Annotated in this window: 19 protein-coding genes and 4 pseudogenes; 2 read left to right on the forward strand and 21 right to left on the reverse strand. The window is 50.9% G+C overall.

Translation table 11 applies throughout. The features are described 5' to 3' along the window. The 17 genes and pseudogenes from EPG66_RS03820 to EPG66_RS03900 all read right to left on the reverse strand — a co-directional run bounded on the left by EPG66_RS03820 (position 1) and on the right by EPG66_RS03900 (position 16517). Complete coding sequence (locus EPG66_RS03820) at positions 1–885, reverse strand: ABC transporter permease subunit (protein WP_033786129.1); 885 nt, start codon at positions 883–885, stop codon at positions 1–3. Beyond that, a complete protein-coding gene (locus EPG66_RS03825) occupies positions 882–1814 on the reverse strand; it encodes an ABC transporter permease (RefSeq protein ID WP_069026114.1) in 933 nt (310 codons plus the stop codon). The genes EPG66_RS03820 and EPG66_RS03825 overlap by 4 nt, the downstream gene beginning before the upstream one ends. Positions 1815–1896: 82 nt before the next feature. Next, entirely contained in the window at positions 1897–3438 is a 1542-nt protein-coding gene (locus tag EPG66_RS03830) for a glutathione ABC transporter substrate-binding protein (protein ID WP_182685999.1), read from the reverse strand. Between the two features lie 22 nt (positions 3439–3460). Continuing rightward, on the reverse strand, positions 3461–5326 hold the full coding sequence (locus EPG66_RS03835; protein WP_182686001.1) for an ABC transporter ATP-binding protein: 1866 nt from the start codon (positions 5324–5326) through the stop codon (positions 3461–3463). A gap of 15 nt (positions 5327–5341) precedes the next feature. Next, complete coding sequence (gene dgcA / locus EPG66_RS03840) at positions 5342–6307, reverse strand: N-acetyl-D-Glu racemase DgcA (protein WP_115758429.1); 966 nt, start codon at positions 6305–6307, stop codon at positions 5342–5344. Position 6308: 1 nt separating this feature from the next. Beyond that, positions 6309–7316: an N-acetyltransferase DgcN gene (dgcN, locus tag EPG66_RS03845; protein WP_115758430.1), complete on the reverse strand. Its 1008-nt coding sequence runs from the start codon at positions 7314–7316 to the stop codon at positions 6309–6311. Positions 7317–7585: 269 nt separating this feature from the next. After that, positions 7586–8167, reverse strand: coding sequence for an immunity protein Sip4 (ssi4, locus tag EPG66_RS03850; RefSeq protein WP_083068267.1), 582 nt, complete (start codon positions 8165–8167; stop codon positions 7586–7588). After that, positions 8167–9129 (reverse strand): Ssp4 family T6SS effector, encoded by a 963-nt coding sequence (gene ssp4 / locus EPG66_RS03855; protein ID WP_115758431.1) that lies wholly within the window; start codon positions 9127–9129, stop codon positions 8167–8169. The genes ssi4 and ssp4 overlap by 1 nt, the downstream gene beginning before the upstream one ends. Before the next feature lie 453 nt (positions 9130–9582). After that, the gene (locus EPG66_RS03860; RefSeq protein WP_182686003.1) at positions 9583–10053 is read right to left on the reverse strand and encodes a hypothetical protein; all 471 of its coding nucleotides are present in this window, start codon (positions 10051–10053) and stop codon (positions 9583–9585) included. Next, positions 10050–11447, reverse strand: a pseudogene (locus EPG66_RS03865) (RHS repeat domain-containing protein); the annotation flags it as partial. The gene EPG66_RS03860 and the pseudogene EPG66_RS03865, both read right to left, overlap by 4 nt. 149 nt (positions 11448–11596) lie before the next feature. Beyond that, the gene (locus tag EPG66_RS03870; RefSeq protein ID WP_139794631.1) at positions 11597–11824 is read right to left on the reverse strand and encodes a hypothetical protein; all 228 of its coding nucleotides are present in this window, start codon (positions 11822–11824) and stop codon (positions 11597–11599) included. After that, positions 11817–13481 (reverse strand): annotated as a pseudogene (locus tag EPG66_RS03880) (glycohydrolase toxin TNT-related protein); the annotation flags it as partial. The gene EPG66_RS03870 and the pseudogene EPG66_RS03880, both read right to left, overlap by 8 nt. 48 nt (positions 13482–13529) lie before the next feature. Beyond that, positions 13530–13769 (reverse strand): hypothetical protein, encoded by a 240-nt coding sequence (locus EPG66_RS03885; RefSeq protein ID WP_083068275.1) that lies wholly within the window; start codon positions 13767–13769, stop codon positions 13530–13532. 406 nt (positions 13770–14175) lie between these two features. Continuing rightward, positions 14176–14421, reverse strand: coding sequence for a hypothetical protein (locus tag EPG66_RS03890; protein ID WP_220495148.1), 246 nt, complete (start codon positions 14419–14421; stop codon positions 14176–14178). Further along, the gene (locus tag EPG66_RS22945; RefSeq protein ID WP_064704466.1) at positions 14421–14822 is read right to left on the reverse strand and encodes a hypothetical protein; all 402 of its coding nucleotides are present in this window, start codon (positions 14820–14822) and stop codon (positions 14421–14423) included. Before EPG66_RS22945 ends, EPG66_RS03890 begins: the two co-directional genes overlap by 1 nt. Positions 14823–14900: 78 nt before the next feature. Continuing rightward, positions 14901–16229: pseudogene (locus tag EPG66_RS03895) on the reverse strand (RHS repeat-associated core domain-containing protein); the annotation flags it as partial. A gap of 48 nt (positions 16230–16277) precedes the next feature. Next, complete coding sequence (locus EPG66_RS03900; protein ID WP_083068279.1) at positions 16278–16517, reverse strand: hypothetical protein; 240 nt, start codon at positions 16515–16517, stop codon at positions 16278–16280. A gap of 325 nt (positions 16518–16842) precedes the next feature. Here EPG66_RS03900 and EPG66_RS23225 point away from each other — a divergent pair, with 325 nt between their 5' ends. Continuing rightward, on the forward strand, positions 16843–16941 hold the full coding sequence (locus tag EPG66_RS23225; RefSeq protein WP_223265947.1) for a SymE family type I addiction module toxin: 99 nt from the start codon (positions 16843–16845) through the stop codon (positions 16939–16941). A gap of 46 nt (positions 16942–16987) precedes the next feature. Here EPG66_RS23225 and EPG66_RS03910 read toward each other — a convergent pair whose 3' ends face one another. Then, complete coding sequence (locus tag EPG66_RS03910; RefSeq protein WP_223265939.1) at positions 16988–17275, reverse strand: hypothetical protein; 288 nt, start codon at positions 17273–17275, stop codon at positions 16988–16990. 2 nt (positions 17276–17277) lie between these two features. After that, positions 17278–18078 (reverse strand): annotated as a pseudogene (locus EPG66_RS03915) (RHS repeat domain-containing protein); the annotation flags it as partial. 296 nt (positions 18079–18374) lie between these two features. On the opposite strand from EPG66_RS03915, the gene EPG66_RS03920 reads away from it, so the two are divergent. Then, positions 18375–18524 (forward strand): SymE family type I addiction module toxin, encoded by a 150-nt coding sequence (locus tag EPG66_RS03920; protein ID WP_376716367.1) that lies wholly within the window; start codon positions 18375–18377, stop codon positions 18522–18524. Positions 18525–18564: 40 nt separating this feature from the next. On the opposite strand, the gene EPG66_RS03925 is transcribed toward EPG66_RS03920, so the two are convergent. After that, a complete protein-coding gene (locus EPG66_RS03925; protein WP_137228691.1) occupies positions 18565–18834 on the reverse strand; it encodes a hypothetical protein in 270 nt (89 codons plus the stop codon). Between the two features lie 399 nt (positions 18835–19233). Continuing rightward, on the reverse strand, positions 19234–19440 hold the full coding sequence (locus EPG66_RS03930) for a hypothetical protein (protein WP_061901529.1): 207 nt from the start codon (positions 19438–19440) through the stop codon (positions 19234–19236). Between the last annotated feature and the right edge of the window lie 2 nt (positions 19441–19442).

Below are 19442 nucleotides of genomic sequence, written 5' to 3' on the forward strand. Positions count from 1 at the left end.
TCAGCCCTTGAGTTTTGGATCGAGCGTGTCGCGCAGCGCATCTCCAAGCAGATTGAATGCCAGCACGGTAATAAAGATCGCCAGCCCCGGAAATACGCTCATGTGCCACGATCCGGCCATCATCATGCTACGGCTCATCGCCAGAATATTGCCCCATTCAGGCACGTCAGGCTCCGGACCCAGTCCAATAAAACTCAGGCCCGCGGCTGTCAGAATACTGGTGCCAATGCGCATAGTGAAATAGACAATCACGCTGGAAAGCGTGCCGGGCAGAATATGCCGCAGGATAATGACGCTGTCTGGTGCACCGGCACAGCGCACGGCTTCAACATAGGCAGCCTGTTTCAGAGAGAGCGTCGACGCCCGCACGATGCGGGCAAATACCGGCACGCTGAATACCGCGACCGCGATAATGACATTGTTCAGGCCCGTCCCCAGCAGCGCCACCACCGCAATGGCCAGCAACATACCGGGAAACGCGAATAATACGTCGGCACCGCGCATGATCAGCATATCAACCCAACCGCCGTAATAGCCCGCCAGTAAGCCCAGCATGACCCCGACCAGCATGCCGATCGTCACCGACAACACGCCGATATAGAGCGAGATCCGCGCGCCATAGATAATGCGGCTGAGCAGGTCGCGCCCCAGTTCGTCGGTCCCCATCCAGTGTGCCGCCGTTGGTGGCGACGATAACGCCATCCAGTCCGGAGCCATGGGATCCCAGGGCGCCAGCCAGGGCGCAAAAATCGCCACCACAATCAACAGCAGCACAAACCCGCCTGAGACCAGCGCCAGAGGGTTCCGCACAAGGGCATGCAGGAAATCGCGCCACGGCGAACGAATAATCTGAGGCGGATTTTCAGTCAGCGATTGAATACTCATTTTGGCTCCTGTCGCAGACGAATGGCCGGATTAACCACCGCGTAAAGCAGATCGACCAGCAGATTAATCACAATAAATTCAAACACGAACAGCATCACCAGTGCCTGAATCACCGGCTGATCCTGCGCTTTGATCGACTCAATCAATAACCAGCCTAATCCTGGCCAGTTGAAAACGCTCTCCACCACGATGGATCCGCCCAGCAGAAAGCCGAACTGCAAGCCCAGCATGGTAATCACCGGGATGAGCGCATTACGCATCACATGTTTCCACGTCACCAGGCGGTTACGCAGCCCTTTGGCTTTGGCGGTACGCACGTAATCTTCCTGCGCCACCTCAAGAAACGCCGAACGGGTAAAGCGCGCCATTACCGCCGCAACCGATGAACCCAGCGTGATGGCGGGCAGGACTATATCGCTGGCCTTGTTAAAGCCGCTGACCGAGAACAGCCCAAAAGGCATCGCGACGAACTGGATGAGCAACAGCCCCAGCCAGAAGGCTGGCATCGAAATGCCGCCGACCGCCACGCTCATCAGCGTCCAGTCCTGCCATCTTCCACGTTTCAGTGCAGCCATAACGCCGAATAACAAACCGAGAATGACGGACCAGGTAAAACCCGCTAAGGCGAGCCACAGCGTCGGCATGAAGCCCTCCCTGATCACCTCCAGCACCGGTTGCTGGGTGCGATAAGTGGTGCCCAGGTCGCCCTGCAACAGGCTGCCGATCCAGTGGAGATACTGCTGCGGCAGCGGATCGTTAAGCCCGAGGTGCTGACGCGCCGCTTCGATCGCCTCAACAGGCGCATCCGGTCCGGCATAAATACGCGCCGGGTCGCCCGGCATGAGCTTGATAAAACCGAAAACCAGCAACGAGACCACCAGCAAAACCGGGATCATCTCCAGCAATCGGCGAATGATGTATGCAAACATGCCATTCCCTGAAATGAGATGCGACGGGCCTCTTCACGTCCCTCATCCGTTCCGGACAGGGGACGAGGAAGAAGAGACCGTCTTATTTAAAGGACGCCTGAGTGAACAGTAAATTGCCATCAGGCAGCATCGAAACGCCGCTCAGCGTGTTGCGCTTGCCCACCAGATTGTCTGGCGTGCCAAGGAACGCCACCGGTGCTTCTTTCCACAACACCTTTTGCGCTTGTGCATAGGCGATGCCACGCTTTGCCGGATCGGCCGTCGCCAGCCCTGCAGCAATCGCTTTGTCTGCATCAGGGTTACTGAAATAGGAGACGTTATACGAGGTCGGAACCCAGGACTCGGTGGCAAACAGCGGACGCAGCGCCCAGTCGGCATCCCCCGTAGAAGTCGACCAGCCGCCATAATAGAGGTCAAACTCCGCCTTTTTCGGGTCCTGAACGCCCCACAACTTAGCGTTGCGCGTGCCGGAATCCATCGGTGTTACCGTGGCACGAATGCCTGCCGTGGCCAGTTGCGCTTTCAGCACCTGAGCGGCACGGACGCTGGCCGTGGCGTTGGTCACCCAGAGCTTAAGATCCAGTCCCTCCGGATAACCCGCCGCTTTCAGCAAGGCTTTGGCCTTATCCGGCGCATAGCCGTAATCAGGATCGTCCTGTTTCTGATAGAACTGTACGCCTTCCGGGATCGCGGATGTGGCAGGTTTGCCCAGACCGGCGAAGGCCACTTTCAGCCACAGATTACGGTCAATCGCATAGTTGATTGCCTGACGCACCCGAACATCGGCCAGCGGCTTGTGCTGCGTGTTGATCGCCATGTAATAAAGGTAAATGCTCGGATCGCGCTGAATAGAGAGGTGGCTGTCCTGCTGAACGGCCGCGATGAGGTCTGAAGGCAATGGCCAGATGGCATCCACCTGCCCCGATTTCAACGCTGCCACCCGTGTCGCATCTTCGGGACTTGGAGAGAAGATAACATGGTCCACTTTTGGCCATCCCTGCTGCCAGTAGCCTGCATATCTGGCCAGCGTAACGGCTTTGCCCGGTTTCCAGTCGACAAAGGTAAACGGACCGGTTCCCACCGGATGCAGTCGCAACTGCGCTTCGTCCGGATATTGCTTAAGAATTGACGGGCTCCACATCACCGCGGAAGGATGCGCCAGGGTGTTGATAAAGGCCCCGAACGACTGATTCAGATCGATTTTTACCTGGTCGGGTGCCAGCACCGTGACCTTATCAATCATTTTGTAGAGGCTGTTACGCTTCAGCCCTTTTTTCTGATCTGCCAGACGATCAAGGTTCGCTTTGACGGCTTCTGCATCAAAAGGGGTACCGTCCTGGAAGGTAACGCCTTTGCGCAGCGTCAGCGTAAATTCGGTGGCACTGTCATTAGAGGTATAACCGGTCGCCAGCCAGGGTTGCAGCTTCATCCGGGAATCAAACTGGAACAGGCGCTCAAAGATGCCGCTCTGAACCGAGTAACTGACATTATCCGAGGTGTCGTGCGGATCCAGCCCCGTGATATCAGCATACATTGAAATGCGCAGATCCTGTGCCTGCGCAGTCATGACCAGCGTCGTCGTCAATGCGAGGGCGAGCGAAGTACGGCGAAACAGCGTTTTCATAAATTCTCCTGGTCGTTAAGGATTATTGCAATGCAATGCCGTCAGCTACCCAGTGCTGGGGGGCAACCTGCCGATATCGGGTTTTAGTGACCGTTTCGCCCACCTTACGTAACGGCGAGGGGATTTCGCTGTCATCGAAAATACGGGGCTGACGGTTTTCAGGATCCGCTACCGGCACGGAGGCCAGCAGACGTTGGGTATAGGGATGTTGCGGCTGATTAAATACCGACTGGCGCGGTCCAAGCTCCACAATCTGGCCGAGGTACATCACCGCTACGCGATTAGCAATACGCTCGACTACCGCCATATCATGAGAGATGAAAATCCACGCCACGCCCGTTTGCTGCTGCAGATCCATCATCAGATTGACCACCTGCGCCTGAATCGAGACATCAAGGGCTGATACCGCTTCATCAGCAATAATCACTTTCGGTTTCAGCGCCATGGCGCGGGCAATGGCAATACGCTGACGCTGACCGCCAGAAAATTCGTGCGGATAACGACGCGCGTGCTCTGGCAGGAGACCGACGCTCTTAAGCAGCGCGTCTATCTGTGGAGAAGCCTGCTCAAGCGAAGAGACCATGCCATGTAACAGCAACGGCTCGGCAATGGTGAAACCCACCGTCAGGCGGGGATTCAGTGACGCATAGGGATCCTGAAACACCATCTGAATTTCACGGCGGAGCGGCTGGAACTCTGCCTCTTTCAGGTCAGAGATTTCCTTGCCTTCAAAGTGAATACTTTCAGCTTCACTGTTGATAAGGCGCATCAGGGCCCGTCCGGTTGTCGATTTGCCGCAGCCGCTTTCACCCACGATGGCCAGGGTTTCACCTGGCCACAGACTGAAATCAATCTGCTCAACCGCATGCACATGATGCGTAAGGCTCGATAAGATGCCGCTGCGAATCGGGTAATAGACTTTTAATCCGCGCACATCCAGCAGCGGCGCCACGTCATAGCGCGCGGTATGCTGTTCGCCTTGCACAGCCTCGCGGGCACCGGGCAGAGGAAAGCGTTGCGGCCACGTGTGTTCCCGCATATCGCCGAGTTTTGGTACTGCCGCCAGTAACGCTTTGGTATACGCATGCTGCGGGGCGGCAAAAATCTCAGACACGGTTCCCTGCTCTACCACTTCGCCACGCAGCATGACCACCACGCGATCGGCGATTTCTGCTACCACGCCCATATCATGAGTAATAAACAGCACCGCCATTTGTTTCTCGCGTTGCAGCTCACGCAGAATATGGAGAATGCGCGCCTGTACGGTGACATCCAGCGCAGTGGTAGGCTCGTCGGCAATCAGGAGTTGCGGATCACAGGCAAGGGCCTGCGCAATCATCACACGCTGCCGCATGCCGCCTGACAGCGAGTGAGGATAACTTTTCATGACGCGGTCCACATCGGCGATACGCACCTGTCGCAGCAATTCACGCACCCGCGCATGGGCCTGCTTTCTGTCGCACTGCTGATGATCGCGTAATGCCTCAGTAAGTTGATCATCAATGCGCAGCACCGGATTCAGCGAGGTCATGGGCTCCTGAAAGATCATCGTCATTTCACGGCCACGCAACGTGCGGCGATGAGCATCATCCAGCGTTTCTAACGCATGCACTTTTCCGCTGCGGTCGCGGAACTGCATGCTGCCGCCATCGACACGGCCATTATTTGCCAGCAAGCCCATCACAGCCAGTGACGTGACAGATTTGCCTGAGCCGCTTTCACCCACGACGGCGACGATTTCACCTGGATGAATGGCAAAACTGATGCCTTTGAGTGCCTGATTTTCACCGCTGCGTCCATGAAACGAGACGCTGAGATCCTGAATCGCCAGCACGGGAGAGGCAGAGGCAGCGCGGGTTGCAGGGGAAGTACGTTGTGTGTCCGTCATCGTCGCCTCACAGAGTTATAGCCAGATACGGCCTTGGGAGTAGCTCAGGAAAGGAGAACTGTCGGCGGCAAGCCAGATGGGGCCATCCAGATCGACGAACTCAGCGTTAACCGCGACGGGCAATGCGGCCTCCATGGCCAGTGACGAGCCCAGCATGCAACCGACCATAATGCGCATATTGAGCATCCGCGCTTCATCCACCATCGCCAGCGCTTCTGTCAGGCCACCGCACTTATCCAGCTTGATGTTGATCATCTCGTAGCGATCGCGTAATCCGGCAATATCCGCCCGCGTATGGCAGCTCTCATCGGCACAGACCGGTATGGGATGTTTGAAACGTTTCAGGTCATGATCCTGTCCGGCGGGAAGGGGTTGCTCCACCATCGCGATGTTGAATGCCTTCAGTGCCACCAGCAGGCTTTCCAGTTCCAGACCCGACCAGGCTTCATTGGCATCGATAATGAGCGTGGCACGCGGTGCCGCCGCGCGAATCGCCGCCACTTTTTCCAGGATCGCATTACGGTCGAGCTTAATTTTGAGCAGGAGGGCGCCACGTGACACAGCATCCGCCGCCGCCAGAGCCATACATTCCTGCGTATCGAGGCTAAGGGTTTCTGCCGTAATGACCGACTCTGGCTGAGAGCAGGTGCTCTTTTGCCAAAGCGTTTGATTAGCCCGTGCGGCATCAAGTCGCCATAGCGCACAGTCCAGCACATTGCGCGCTGAACCGGCGGGTAAGCGATGTTGCAGATCATGACGGCTGAGGCCCGACTCCACGTCAGTGCGTACCGCTTCGAGCATGGCCTGAACGCTATCCGGCGTCTCATCGTAGCGGGCCGTCGGGGTACATTCGCCCTGCCCGATGAATCCCTCCTGCTCCAGCGTGACACGGATGGCCGTCACGGCGGTACGGGTACCGCGTGCGATAGCAAAGGGTCGCGCCAGCGGCAGCTCCACCACATCAATCTGCAACTTTCTCATTTCAGCCACGCTCCTGAAGCAGTGCGGCGATCTCATCAATACCAAAACGCACCGGATCTGTGGCCGGTAAGCCAAACTCAGCGCTGATTTCGGCGCAATAAGCGAGCGCCTCTTCTTCACTGTAATTGGAGGTGTTGATAGCAAAGCCAGCCAGCTGAACAGACTCACTGGTCACCTGCGCGGCACGCAGATTGGCTTCAACGCACGCCTGCAGGCTGACCATGGGCTGGTGTGGCAAATGACGCATGTGAGGTCGTCCCATTTCATGGCACATGACCAGCCAGTGTGGTTGCGCACCGTGCATCAGCCCCATACTCACGCCCGCATAGGAGGGATGGAACAGTGAGCCCTGACCTTCAACGATATCCCAGTGGTCCTCGTCATTCGCCGGTGACAGTGCTTCTGCTGCACCGGCAATAAAATCAGCGATGACCGCATCCACAGCAATGCCCTCCCCTGCGACCAGAATCCCGGTCTGCCCCGTGGCACGAAAATCGGCTTTCAGGCCACGCGCGCGCATCGCCGCTTCCAGCGCCAGTGAGGTATACATCTTGCCCACTGAGCAGTCCGTACCCACCGTCAGTATCCGCTTACCTGAACGCTTCCTGCCGCTGCCAACACTGAGCACTGGACGCATATGACGCAAATCAAAAAGCTCAACACCCGAAGCCTGTGCAAGCGTCACCAGCTCCGGTTCGTCTACCAGTCGGTGGTGCAGACCACTGGCCACATTCATGCCTGCTTTAATGGCACTTTTGATCGTTTCCAGCCAGTGCGCTGGCAGATAGCCCCCGGCATTGGCAGTGCCAAGCACCAGCGTTTTCGCTCCGCGCGCTTTGGCGCCGGGAATATCCAGTTCATCCAGACCCAGACTGACCGTGCAGCCCGGCAGTTTAATTTCGCCAACGCACTGCTCCGGCCGCCAGATATGAATACCGCGCGCCGTTTTTGCCGCAAGGGGATCGGTAACATCACCAAGAAAGAGTAAATAGGGTTGTGGGATTAGCATGTTGTCTCTCGTTTCAGCCAAAAGATCAGGTTCTGAAACCACTATTTCATGCGCTCTGAAAGGTGACGAATGCTTGTTTAGCAGGAGGGTATAACGGCAGGTTATAGCCAGAGGGAATAATGATGATGGGTGGGTTTTTCAGGGGAAATGGGACAGGGGATGGAGTAAAAGAAGGAGTGGGTCATAGGAAAAAGATCGTGTTGAGAGAAAAATAGAAGAGAGTCGCGGAATGGGTATTCCGCGATAATAGCACTTCAGACCAGTATGGGTTATTTCATGCGACGCTGCCGGGCGACGCTGGCGAGGCGTTGTGTCCGGCAGTAAATGGCAAACAGGATGAAAGCCTGCCCGTTAAGTATCCAGCGAGCACCCACCAAAGCCGCGAGTGCCAGAATCAGCCACAGGCCCGAGTGGCTACCCATAACTACGCTGTAGCTCAATAGTAAAACAGTCGATATAAGCAACATCGCACAGACGTAAGCCAGCCCCGCCACACCGGCTGTATGGCCTCGCGCAAGCAGGTAACTGGCCGTGAGTATCGCGCCAATAACAACGATTGAGGGAACAAAAAAACTCAACGCATGTATCTGTGGACTGAGCGGAGGTAGAGCGTGCAGAAACGTCAGCAAATTAAATGCAAATGCAATCAGCAACAGCATCAGCACTATCGCAACCGGGAAGCCGTTTTGCCGGGGAAGCGCCTCAGAAGGCTGTTTAAAATAACGTTCAAGCTCTGTAGTGGAACGGGCAAGTATCGAATTATCCTGCCGTGCGATTACCTGATCTATTTCGCGACCATGTTGCAGTAGTTCAGTGATATTTGGCCCGACAAGCCATGATAGAAATTGCATTAAAATACCGCCAGTGATTGAATTGTTCCCACAATATAGCGCCCGGAGCGCGGCACATTACCTGGAGCAGCAATGATACCACTGACAGCACTGCCTGCCACAGCAGCTGCGCTCGTAACGACCTGCGCGAGTTGCTTAACAAGTTCTTTTTGCACCGACTCTACAGGGAAACGCTTTGGATAAAGTCCTGCACGGATGGCGGCTTTAAGCTCTTTATTACTTATACCAGGATTTTGTGCCTTAATGATTAATTCAGTAAGGCGAGCCCGGTCCTGCCTTGGATAGTTCCGGAGCCACTCCGTTGCTTTTAAAGAAGAGACTGATTTCATCGCTCGCCATGTTGCCAGGGCTTCTTTTAACGCACCGCCCACACTGGCTAGTGAAATAAGGTCAAGGGACGTTGAAGTGGCAACGTACCAATCCTGAGAGTCCAGCCACGCTACGTTTTGACCACCGTTTTCGACGAGATCATAAACCCGGTAAATACCATTGACACATTGCACGCCTGTTGCGGCAGCGCCAGCATAACCAATAGCAACAAGCACGCCGCTACTGCCAGCGGTTATAGGCGTTGCTGAAGCGCCGATAACCGCTACACCAGCGGTGATAATCATTGCACCACAGGAAAGCACGGTCGAGGCAATCTCCGTTCCCATTGAGGTTACGCTTACGGCTTCACTAAGTGACTTGCCCGTATTAGACGCTGTGGCTTGCTTAGGCGTTTTGGTCACAATCAGATGTGTAACGATACCACTTTGACCATTAGGATGACGCTGACCAGGCCGAACAAGATAACGCTGTGCGCCATCTGCATAGATGATGCCAGCCTGATAAAACTCCCGAGTACAATCCATTGCTGCACCCAGCGCTTTGAAATCAAAATCAGGTGCTCCATAACCGGTCATCTTCGCGATGTCATAACCCGGTAAGTTATTCTCGGGATTCATTCCTGGCAGGTTCATTTTATCTCCTTATAGGCTCAAACTGATGAAGAGAGAGTTCTTAAAAATTGAAATTTGGAATGCAGGCCCAGTCATTACCGCAACAGGATTACATATCAATAAGCATATAATACGCTAAAAAACCATCATGTTTTAATTAAACAAAAGAACAATAGTTATTCTACTTAACCTTTCACCAAGGACATATAATAGCAGAACCACACTCCATCATAAAAAACCTTTAAAATAAATTGACATCAAAAATAACATTATCCAGGCGGTAGTCACCATAGTAGCAATAGCGCTAACAGGCATGTCCGTCATCTTTTTCAATCGTTCGTCCTTGAATATCGTAGTGCCTGCAGGCATTTATAATCCTTACCAAGATTAATAGTTAAACCTTAACGCCCTACATTATAATTTTCTGCAGTAGCACTACGCATTAATATATTAACAGGGTGATTAACTTTAAATTTATCTCCACTCAATATATATCCCACAAGTAAATGATCTTTCATTAGACTGTACTGTTATCTCACCCCATGAAAATTCCCAAACATGACCATAAGGAGGATCTTTTAATTCACCCTTGTAATTATTTGGATACTTTTTCATCACCCACTCATACAATCTTTTCTCTTCATCAATTAAAACGTTTAAATTTGCTCTTTTTTCCCAATTATTAATGTTTTTATAAAAATAACCAGTTTTACTGATCAGGAACACGCTCTTATTAATAGAAAAAATAGCAGGCCTAAATTGCACATGGAACGGTTCATTGTGCCACATGACATTTTTTGCAGAAAAATAATATCCTCCTACACTTATAAGATCATCAGATGATTTAAAAAACGAAGAATTAATAAATTTCTCGTAAGAAGAAAGTTCTATTTTACTTCCATCTACAAGCAAAGCACCATTCTCTTCTAAAATCATTTTTTTCATATATCAATTACTTTTCCAGGTTTCAGTTTAAGCCGAGCCTCTTCCGGTATATAAAACTGTAGCCCCCCTCCTCGACCATACTGAGCATTAGCTTCAGCACGTCCTCTGGCTACATATATATCTTCGGTAACGTAGTAAGCTCTCACCTTTGAACGCATTGTAAATGCTGGGTCTAGCGTAACTTGCAAAGCTTTATGATAGCCAAGTGGATCACCTTTATACTGCCTGACTGTAGGATGGCTTACAGTATAAGCAGGTAACCGATCTCCATTAGGATGAAGAGCATAAAGTATCGTCCCTTTTTTTATAACCGTATTCTCATAAACATCGATGCCTGGATAATCTCTATTCCCTGGCCCCTGCCACTTCGTCGCTTCTTTCGCAGGGTCTTTACACTTCATCAGCCCCCACGGATCCACCCACCCCAGCGCATTCGGCGCATACTGGTAAAGGTTGATCCCGCCCGCCAGCCCTATCGGGTCCTGCTGGGTAAACCGTCCGCTGTCCGGGTCATAATAACGAAACAGATTGTAGTGCAGTCCGGTTGATTCGGCCCCTGCGGTGCCTCACCCCCTTGGTGCCATCGCTGAAGCGATGTTCAAATTTGCTTATGCAAATTTGTCCCGGTCCAGGTACTGGCCCTGCATACGCAGGTTCTGCTGAACGACCGGCATCCTCTGGCTGGACTCACGCAGCAGCTTGCCCCACGGGCTGTTGATACCTTCCCAGGCTTTTTGCCCTTCACCGTCAGTCAGCAGCTCCGGCATTCCGTTGGCAGCATTATGGAACCAGTAAATCTCCGGGCTTTCAACACCATCAATACGGGCCAGCGGTTCATAGCTCTGGCTGTCGCTGTAAACGTAGGTCAGCGGAGTGCCGTCGTGGATTTCCTGCAACAGACGGTAGCCTTCCCACAGAAAGCGCGTCGTGACGGCGTTCCCGGACGGCCTGCCCTGTAACAGCTGCTGGCTGGTTTTACTGATACGACGCCCAAGCGGATCGTAGCGGAAACTCACCTTTGTGCGCGGCTTGTTACGGTCCCGCGGCTCGCTGATGACATCCGTCAGACGATGCTCACCATCGTAGCGATAACGCCAGCGGGTCTGGCCGTCATCTTTCTCAGTGGTACGGCCATGAATATCGTACTGCCAGCGGATACCGTTCAGTCCGGTGACGCGGTTATGCATGACATGAGCGGCACTATGGCGATCCAGCGGGTTGCCTGCGCTATCCCAGCGCCACTGTTCATTACCCGGCTGCGCGCCGTCCTGTGACAACAGCCGGCCGGCGTTATCGTAGTTCCATAATATCTGGCTGAACGGATTATCGTCGCGCTCTTCACGGATAAGGTTGTTGCCGTAATCGAAGTTGCACCGGCGGGACCAGACGCGCGGCGTATATAGGATAAGAGACGCACGCTTAGCATAAGAACTTAGACCTTAAACAACGAAAGGGGGAATAATACCCGCCTACCAACTTCACTCTGCCTAAAATTAAAGCCAACAGATTCATCGTGAGAATCTTCCGGCTTTAACATTCTTATTTAACATCCCAGCATATGTTTCAATCTCGCCAAAAATGCTTTGCATGCAGATTCTTCATCGGCGTAGCATCTTTCGTCAGTACGATGACCTCTTTCACTATAAAATATCTTCCAAAGCAACCCTTCATAGATTAAACATAAAGATTCATTAGATATATCATCAATTGAATAGCTATCCGCTGGAATATCCATAGATGATAACGCTTTGATTAATAAATTTTTATCCACATTTCCTCCCTGTTTTAACTTCTTTTAAATGTCCGAAATCAATTAGAGACTGCACTGATTCTGGCAAAAGATATTGTGTACCTAAGCCGATCTCACCAAACCAAGGCGCTATTTTACTTTCGAGCACTCTGGGAATGGGTTTCATAACTTCATATACCGTGTATGGTTTGGTTTCAGTTCCAGGAGCCGGTGCTCGCATAGAATAAGGGGTACCAATCGGAGATGTATATTTACCGCCGGGGTAGCCATAACGATCAATTAATTCTCCTGGATTCAAAATGCTTACTTTTACAGGTCTTAATGCACCATCATTAGGGGGCCAAAATGTTACCAACTCATTTGTCAGCCCCCACGGATCCACCCACCCCAGCGCGTTCGGCGCATACTGGTAAAGGTTGATCCCGCCCGCCAGCCCTATCGGGTCCTGCTGGGTAAACCGTCCGCAGTCAGGATCATTATATCGAAACAGATTGTAGTGCAGTCCGGTTGATTCGGCCCCTGCGGTGCCTCACCCCCCTGGGGCCATCGCTGAAGCGATGTTCAAATTTGCTTATGCAAATTTGTCCCGGTCCAGGTACTGGCCCTGCATACGCAGGTTCTGCTCCACCAGAGGAACACGCTGGCTCGACTCGCGCAGCAGCTTGCCCCACGGGCTGTTGATACCTTCCCAGGCTTTTTGCCCTTCACCGTCAGTCAGCAGTTCCGGCATTCCGTTGGCCGCATTATGGAACCAGTAAATCTCCGGGCTTTCAACACCATCAATACGGGCCAGCGGCTCATAGCTCTGGTTGTCGCTGTAAACGTAGGTCAGCGGGATCCCGTCGTGGATTTCCTGGAGCAGGCGGTAGCCTTCCCAGACAAAGCGCGTCGTGGCGGCGTTGCCAGACGGCCTGCCCTGTAACAGCTGCTGGCTGATTTTACTGATGCGGCGTCCCAGCGGATCGTAGCGAAAACTCACCTTAGTGCGCGGCTTATTGCGGTCACGGGGCTCGCTGATCACATCCGTCAGGCGATGCTCCCCATCATAGCGATAACGCCAGCGGGTGTGGCCGTCATCTTTCTCAGTGGTACGGCCATGGATGTCGTACTGCCAGCGGATACCGTTCAGCTCGGTAACGCGGTTATGCATGACATGAGCGGCACTATGGCGATCCAGCGGGTTGCCTGCGCCATCCCAGCGCCACTGTTCATTACCCGGCTGTGCACCGTCCTGAGACAACAGCTGGCCGGCGTTATCGTAGTTCCATAATGTCTGGCTGAAAGGATTATCGTCGCGCTCTTCACGGATCAGGTTGTTGCCGTAATCGAAGTCGCGCCGGCGGGACCAGACGCGCGATGAAGGTCGCTGTGAGTCACCCTTAAACACGTCACGGCGGCGCAGTCTGCCTAAGCGATCGTACTCACTGCGCATGGTCAGGCCGCCCTGCGTCCGGCTCAGCTCCCGATGCAGCGTGTCGCGAGTAAACTCGGTGACCGGCAGGTTGTCTAACGCGATGCTCAGCAGATGGCCGCTGCCATAGTAAAGCTGCTTGAGATTACGACCATCCGGCAGGGTTAAGGCAGTGCAGTTGCCCAGCGCGTCATACTCCCACGCCAGTTCGCCCTGCTGGCTCCACTCGGTGTCCGACAGCGGCAGATACTGCGATACTTTACTCAGGCACTGTCACCCTCATCAGGGTAGTGACAGCGATGAGTAAATGAGATTTTATTTCTTTAAAAAACTGATCAGTTGCAACATCTTTTGATATTCTTCTTCATCAAATTCACCATGAGCCAGATACCCACAAAAATTCCTGTACAAAAGCTCTAAATCAATATTTGAACAATTTTTATTTTTTAAAAAATCCAATGCTGACTTGTACAATTCCTTTCCTTGTGATTTATTTTTCCTTTCTACTAAGTCGATCAGTTCAATTAAAACTTCAATAGCTTTCTGTATATTCATATTATTGGAAACTCATGTTACCTGTTCTAATTGTCTTAGATTTTGCTAATCCCTTAATACCTATCTGTCCTTGATAGCCTCCGCCTTCCAGAACTTCCAATCTATTAGCACTTATTTGCGGAGCAGCAGTACCCTTAGTGCCCCATGTTCCTTTTTGAGGTTTGAAGGTTGTAACCCGGTCTATCTTAACGCCCCATTTTTTTAGGATGGCCAAATCTTTCCTTAGTTCTGCCTATGAAGTATATTTCTTTTTAGTGACGTAATTGAAATCCCTTCCTAATCTATTGATTTTACCATGATATTTATAAAAGATTTCATCGCCACTAACCTGTCTATTAATAAATGACGGCGACCTAGGTGGTTTGGCCGTTTAACAAACTATTGCCGGATAGAAAAAGATACATCATTATTGCCATGCATTAAGTAAATTTTTCCAAACTTCCTCTTCTTCAGTAGTAGGTACAGTGTAATCCTGAAACTTTTTCCTGTAATTCATAAAGAGTTGATCTATGGCCCTGATTGTGACTGTTTTATGTTCCCGGCACAATTGTAACATTAGCAGCATTTCTTTTAAGCTGTCAGGATCTTTAATTTCCTTTTTAAAGAAAATTTCAAGATAATCTAAAACTTCATTATACGAAAAATAATCCATCACTCCTCCGGCAATATGTTTACTTCGTCGAAATGCACCATTCTATTTTCTGCATACATTTGTTCTACTCCACCCTTACCAAATTTTGGGTAGGCGGCGGTGAATGGCTCCAATGGTGCGCCTATTTTATCGCCATACATTCTAGGATGTCTTACTTGTGGCACTCCATTTTCATATAATTGTAAGGTATCAAAATCTCCGCGCAAACGAGCATCACTCCAGGACTTATCTCTGGGATCTAACTTGTTAGTTTTATCAAGACCTTTTATTTGGAAAGCGTCTCTCGCTTCCGAACCTGAATCGAATTTTTTAAAACCAAAGTAAGTCACTGGTGCTACCTTATTATTGATAGTTGGTGTAGCCCAAGCGTTAATACTTCCATCATCATCAAGATACCTCATGTACCTATAACCTGTTGAAGGCATTGTCGCACTTGGCCCTGCTGGCCCAACATAGAAATCCGGTTTATCCTTATTTCCACTACTACACTTACTCAACCCCCACGGATCCACCCAACCCAGCGCATTCGGCGCATACTGGTAAAGGTTAATCCCGCCCGCCAGCCCTATCGGGTCCTGCTGGGTAAACCGTCCGCTGTCCGGATCATAATAACGAAACAGATTGTAGTGCAGTCCGGTTGATTCGGCCCCTGCGGTGCCTCACCCCCCTGGGGCCATCGCTGAAGCGATGTTCAAATTTGCTTAAGCAAATTTGTCCCGGTCCAGGTACTGGCCCTGCATACGCAGGTTCTGCTCCACCACAGGAACACCCTGGCTGGACTCACGCAGCAGCTTGCCCCACGGGCTGTTGATACCTTCCCAGGCTATTTGCCCTTCAGCGTCTGTCAGCAGTTCCGGCATTCCGTTGGCCGCATTATGGAACCAGTAAATCTCCGGGCTTTCCACGCCATCAATACGGGCCAGCGGTTCATAGCTCTGGCTGTCGCTGCAAACGTAGGTCAGCGGAGTGCCGTCGTGGATTTCCTGCAGCAGGCGGTAGCCTTCCCACAGAAAGCGCGTCGTGACGGTGTTCCCGGACGGCCTGCCCTGTAACAGCTGCTGGCTGGTTTTACTGATGCGGCGTCCCAGCGGATCGTAGCGAAAACTCACTTTAGTGCGCGGCCTATTGCGGTCCCGTGGCTCGCTGATGACGTCTGTCAGGCGATGCTCCCCATCATAGCGATAACGCCAGCGGGTGTGGCCGTCATATTTCTCAGTGGTACGGCCATGGATATCGTACTGCCAGCGGATACCGTTCAGTCCGGTGACGCGGTTATGCATGACATCAGCGGCACTATGGCGATCCAGCGGGTTGCCTGCGCTATCCCAGCGCCACTGTTCATTACCCGGCTGCGCACCATCCTGGGACAACAGCCGGCCGGCGTTATCGTAGTTCCATAATGTCTGGCTGAACGGATTATCATCGCGCTCTTCACGGATCAGGTTGTTGCCGTAATCGAAGTCGCGCCGGCGGGACCAGACGCGCGGTGCAGGTCGCTGTGAGTCACCCTTAAACACGTCACGGCGGCGCAGTCTGCCTAAGCGGTCATACTCACTGCGCATGGTCAGGCCGCCCTGCGTCCGGCTCAGCTCCCGATGCAGCGTGTCACGGGTAAATTCAGTGACCGGCAGGTTGTCTAATGCGATGCTCAGTAAATGGCCGCTACCGTAATAAAGCTGCTTCAGGTTACGGCCATCCGGCAGCGTCAGGGCAGTACAGTTACCCAGCACGTCATACTCCCAGGCCAGTTCGCCCTGCTGGCTCCACTCGGTGTCCGACAGCGGCAGATACTGCGATACTTTACTCAGGCCCGGTCACCCTCATCAGGGTAGTGACAGCGATGAGTAAATGAGATTTTATTTATTTAAAATACTGATCAGTTGCAACACCTTTTGATATTCTTCTTCATCAAACTCACCATGAGCCAGATACCCAAAAAAATTCCTGTACAAAAGCTCTAAATCAATATTTGAACAATTTTCATTTTTTAAAACATCCAATGCTGACTTGTACAATTCCTTTCCTTGTGATTTATTTTTCCTTTCTACTAAGTCGATCAGTTCAATTAAAATTTCAATAGCTTTTTGTATATTCATATTATTAGAAACTCACTCTGTCTGTTCTAATTATCGTGGATTTTGCTAATTCCTTGATACTTATCAGTCCTTGATAGCCTCCGCCTTCCAGAACTTCCAATCTATTAGTACTTATTTGCGGAGCAGCAGTACCCTCAGTGACCCATGTTCCTTTTTGAGGTTTGAAGGTTGGAAGCAGTCAGGTAGAGGGACTAAGAAGAACAGATGCCGATGGCGTCGATCCTTGACGCGATGTACTGCAGCACCAAGCAAAGCGGGTGCTGGGCTAAGCCGGTTTTAACTCGGTGATGAAAGGCGGGCACCCTTTATTACCGCTCAGTGCAGCATCGCGGGTAGGTGGCTGGCCGTGACGGGGCTTGAGACCGGCCAGGCTGTTATCGTCCGAGGGGAGGCGGGCTGTCTTACACTGACGACGGGCGGATGAAGTTAAAAGCCGAAAGTATCATTCAGACCACCTCCGGCTTTTTTAACTATATTTCCTTATAAGCTTGTTCTGCATCGATAATTATAATTCCCAACTCAAGATCAAAAGGCCATTGATCAACTATAACCCTTGATATACCTATAACCCTTTCATTCTTAGGAGGAAGATTATCCGATTTAATTATCGTTAATATATTAGAAAAAGTTTCCTTAAATTTTGTAAGTTGAGATACGGAACTTACAGATAACACTTTTATATCTTGAGTGATAATAGCTTTCTCAAGCTCATCTATAGCTTTTTGTATCTTTACAACTGCTTTTTTTACTTTTGTCATTTTCATAAATCTAATAAGTTATTGAGATCAGTTATGTATTTTTGTATCTGCCCACCGGGTAAACCGACTCCCTGAGATGATGCCCTTCCTTCAAGAATGACAGAACCCGGCTTAACTTTAAACTGAGACACATTGGTCATCTGATTCCATTCTGTCTTCACTGCCAGGCTTTCTCGGGTAGCAGGGAATGTCTCAAAAATATATCTACCTCTCGCCTTAGCATCGACACCATCATAATATCTTAACCCGTATTCTGAGTCAGTCGCTTTACGAACTCTGATTGAATCTATTTCGAATGACTCCAACGTTTGCTTTCTAAATTTTCTCGGAGTGCCGACTTTTTTTAAATAAGCCGACGCATCCTTTACACCTTTATATGGATCTGACTTGCTGCGGCCCTTACATTTACTCAGCCCCAGCGGATCAATCCAGCTGAACGCGTTCGGCGCATACTGGTAGAGGTTGATCCCGCCCGCCAGCCCTATCGGATCCTGCTGGGTAAAACGTCCGCCGTCCGGATCATAATAACGAAACAGATTGTAGTGCAGTCCGGTTGATTCGGCCCCTGCGGTGCCTCACCCCCTTGGGGCCATCGCTGAAGCGATGTTCAAATTTGCTTAAGCAAATTTGTTCCGGTCAAGGTACTGGACCTGCATACGCAGATTCTGCTGAACGACAGGCATCCGCTGGCTGGACTCACGCAGCAGCTTGCCCCACGGGCTGTTGATACCTTCCCAGGCTTTTTGCCCTTCACCGTCAGTCAGCAGCTCCGGCATTCCGTTGGCCGCATTATGGAACCAGTAAATCTCCGGGCTTTCCACACCATCAATACGCGCAAGTAGTTCATAGCTCTGGCTGTCGCTGTAAACGTAGGTCAGCGGAGTGCCGTCGTGAATTTCCTGCAGCAGGCGGTAGCCTTCCCACACAAAGCGCGTCGTGACGGCGTTGCCAGATGGCCTGCCCTGTAACAGCTGCTGGCTGGTTTTACTGATGCGGCGCCCAAGCGGATCGTAGCGGAAACTCACCTTAGTGCGCGGCTTATTACGGTCCCGTGGCTCGCTGATGACGTCCGTCAGGCGATGCTCACCATCGTAGCGATATCGCCAGCGGGGCTGGTGATAATACTGACAGTTACACGCCGTCGATGGTCCTGTCCGGTAAGTGGCTAAGGGAGGCAGGGTTTGAGACGGGGCAGGCGGCCAGAGTTAGGGTTGGAGCAGGCTGTATTACCCTGGCGGCGGACTGCTAAAGTAAAAGCCGAAAGGATCGCTGGGATCACTTCCGGTTTTTTAGTTTTTCCTTATTTTTTCGTATAGAGCGGCAATATGAACTAATTCTTTTATCAGTATATCTTCGCCTGGCCAATCGATAATAAAACGTGGATACGCAGGCATATAAACCTTTGGATTCATTACCCTAATCATTTCTTCCAGTTCTTTTTTTACCTGAGTCAACGCATGGATAGAAAGAGGTGCTTTCTCATTGCGTTCATGCCGACTAATAGCGTCAACTACCTTTTTGAGGGCGTCATTCAATAATAATTCAGAAGTAGACTTCACAATAAATTCCCATATTTCCAAGATTGAAGAATAAAAAATTAATCTGCACTATCATTGTACTGAGTGCCATATTCAGATTGCGCAACTGCTCTACCTTTGATTATTGTTATACTTGGAGCTATCTGCCATTTTTTATTGCAACCATACCATTTCATTCTGGAGGCAATGCCAAACCAGCTCTATTCATCTGCGAAGTAAAGGTTTAAAAAATATTGCTCCTTAGCTTTGGCTGCCTTTCCATAATCATGGGACTGTGTCCCAAACTAATTATTTCCAACCTTTTACATGGATAAATTTTCAAATTCTACAGAGTCAAATAATTATTTCCTCTGCGCTCTATTAACCCGACAAAAATCCTTTAGGATTAATGATGTTATGAAATGTAAAACAAAAAGATCATTACCTACGATTTTTTTCTCTTACTTGCGTAAGTAACATAACATCATATGCATCTTGCCCGCTTTGTTGTGCTTTATGTGATTCTTCTTCACTTATTTCATATTTAACATCTTTATTGACAATTCCACCTGCATCATAATTTATATAGTATCTCCCATCCTCATGAGTGATAAACATACCATAACCACTAAATATAAGCTTTTCCATGA

Source organism: Pantoea pleuroti (assembly GCF_014156615.1).
GTDB classification, from domain to species: domain Bacteria; phylum Pseudomonadota; class Gammaproteobacteria; order Enterobacterales; family Enterobacteriaceae; genus Pantoea; species Pantoea agglomerans.

What these genes read in the sequence shown, in the direction of transcription:
- EPG66_RS03820 (WP_033786129.1), bottom strand. Translation starts at nt 885, where the DNA reads ATGAGTATTCAATCGCTGACTGAAAATCCGCCTCAGATTATTCGTTCG.
- EPG66_RS03825 (WP_069026114.1), bottom strand. Translation starts at nt 1,814, where the DNA reads ATGTTTGCATACATCATTCGCCGATTGCTGGAGATGATCCCGGTTTTG.
- EPG66_RS03830 (WP_182685999.1), bottom strand. Translation starts at nt 3,438, where the DNA reads ATGAAAACGCTGTTTCGCCGTACTTCGCTCGCCCTCGCATTGACGACG.
- EPG66_RS03835 (WP_182686001.1), bottom strand. Translation starts at nt 5,326, where the DNA reads ATGACGGACACACAACGTACTTCCCCTGCAACCCGCGCTGCCTCTGCC.
- dgcA (WP_115758429.1), bottom strand. Translation starts at nt 6,307, where the DNA reads ATGAGAAAGTTGCAGATTGATGTGGTGGAGCTGCCGCTGGCGCGACCC.
- dgcN (WP_115758430.1), bottom strand. Translation starts at nt 7,316, where the DNA reads ATGCTAATCCCACAACCCTATTTACTCTTTCTTGGTGATGTTACCGAT.
- ssi4 (WP_083068267.1), bottom strand. Translation starts at nt 8,167, where the DNA reads ATGCAATTTCTATCATGGCTTGTCGGGCCAAATATCACTGAACTACTG.
- ssp4 (WP_115758431.1), bottom strand. Translation starts at nt 9,129, where the DNA reads ATGAACCTGCCAGGAATGAATCCCGAGAATAACTTACCGGGTTATGAC.
- EPG66_RS03860 (WP_182686003.1), bottom strand. Translation starts at nt 10,053, where the DNA reads ATGAAAAAAATGATTTTAGAAGAGAATGGTGCTTTGCTTGTAGATGGA.
- EPG66_RS03885 (WP_083068275.1), bottom strand. Translation starts at nt 13,769, where the DNA reads ATGAATATACAGAAAGCTATTGAAGTTTTAATTGAACTGATCGACTTA.
- EPG66_RS03890 (WP_220495148.1), bottom strand. Translation starts at nt 14,421, where the DNA reads ATGGATTATTTTTCGTATAATGAAGTTTTAGATTATCTTGAAATTTTC.
- EPG66_RS22945 (WP_064704466.1), bottom strand. Translation starts at nt 14,822, where the DNA reads ATGAGGTATCTTGATGATGATGGAAGTATTAACGCTTGGGCTACACCA.
- EPG66_RS03900 (WP_083068279.1), bottom strand. Translation starts at nt 16,517, where the DNA reads ATGAATATACAAAAAGCTATTGAAATTTTAATTGAACTGATCGACTTA.
- EPG66_RS03910 (WP_223265939.1), bottom strand. Translation starts at nt 17,275, where the DNA reads ATGACAAAAGTAAAAAAAGCAGTTGTAAAGATACAAAAAGCTATAGAT.
- EPG66_RS03930 (WP_061901529.1), bottom strand. Translation starts at nt 19,440, where the DNA reads ATGGAAAAGCTTATATTTAGTGGTTATGGTATGTTTATCACTCATGAG.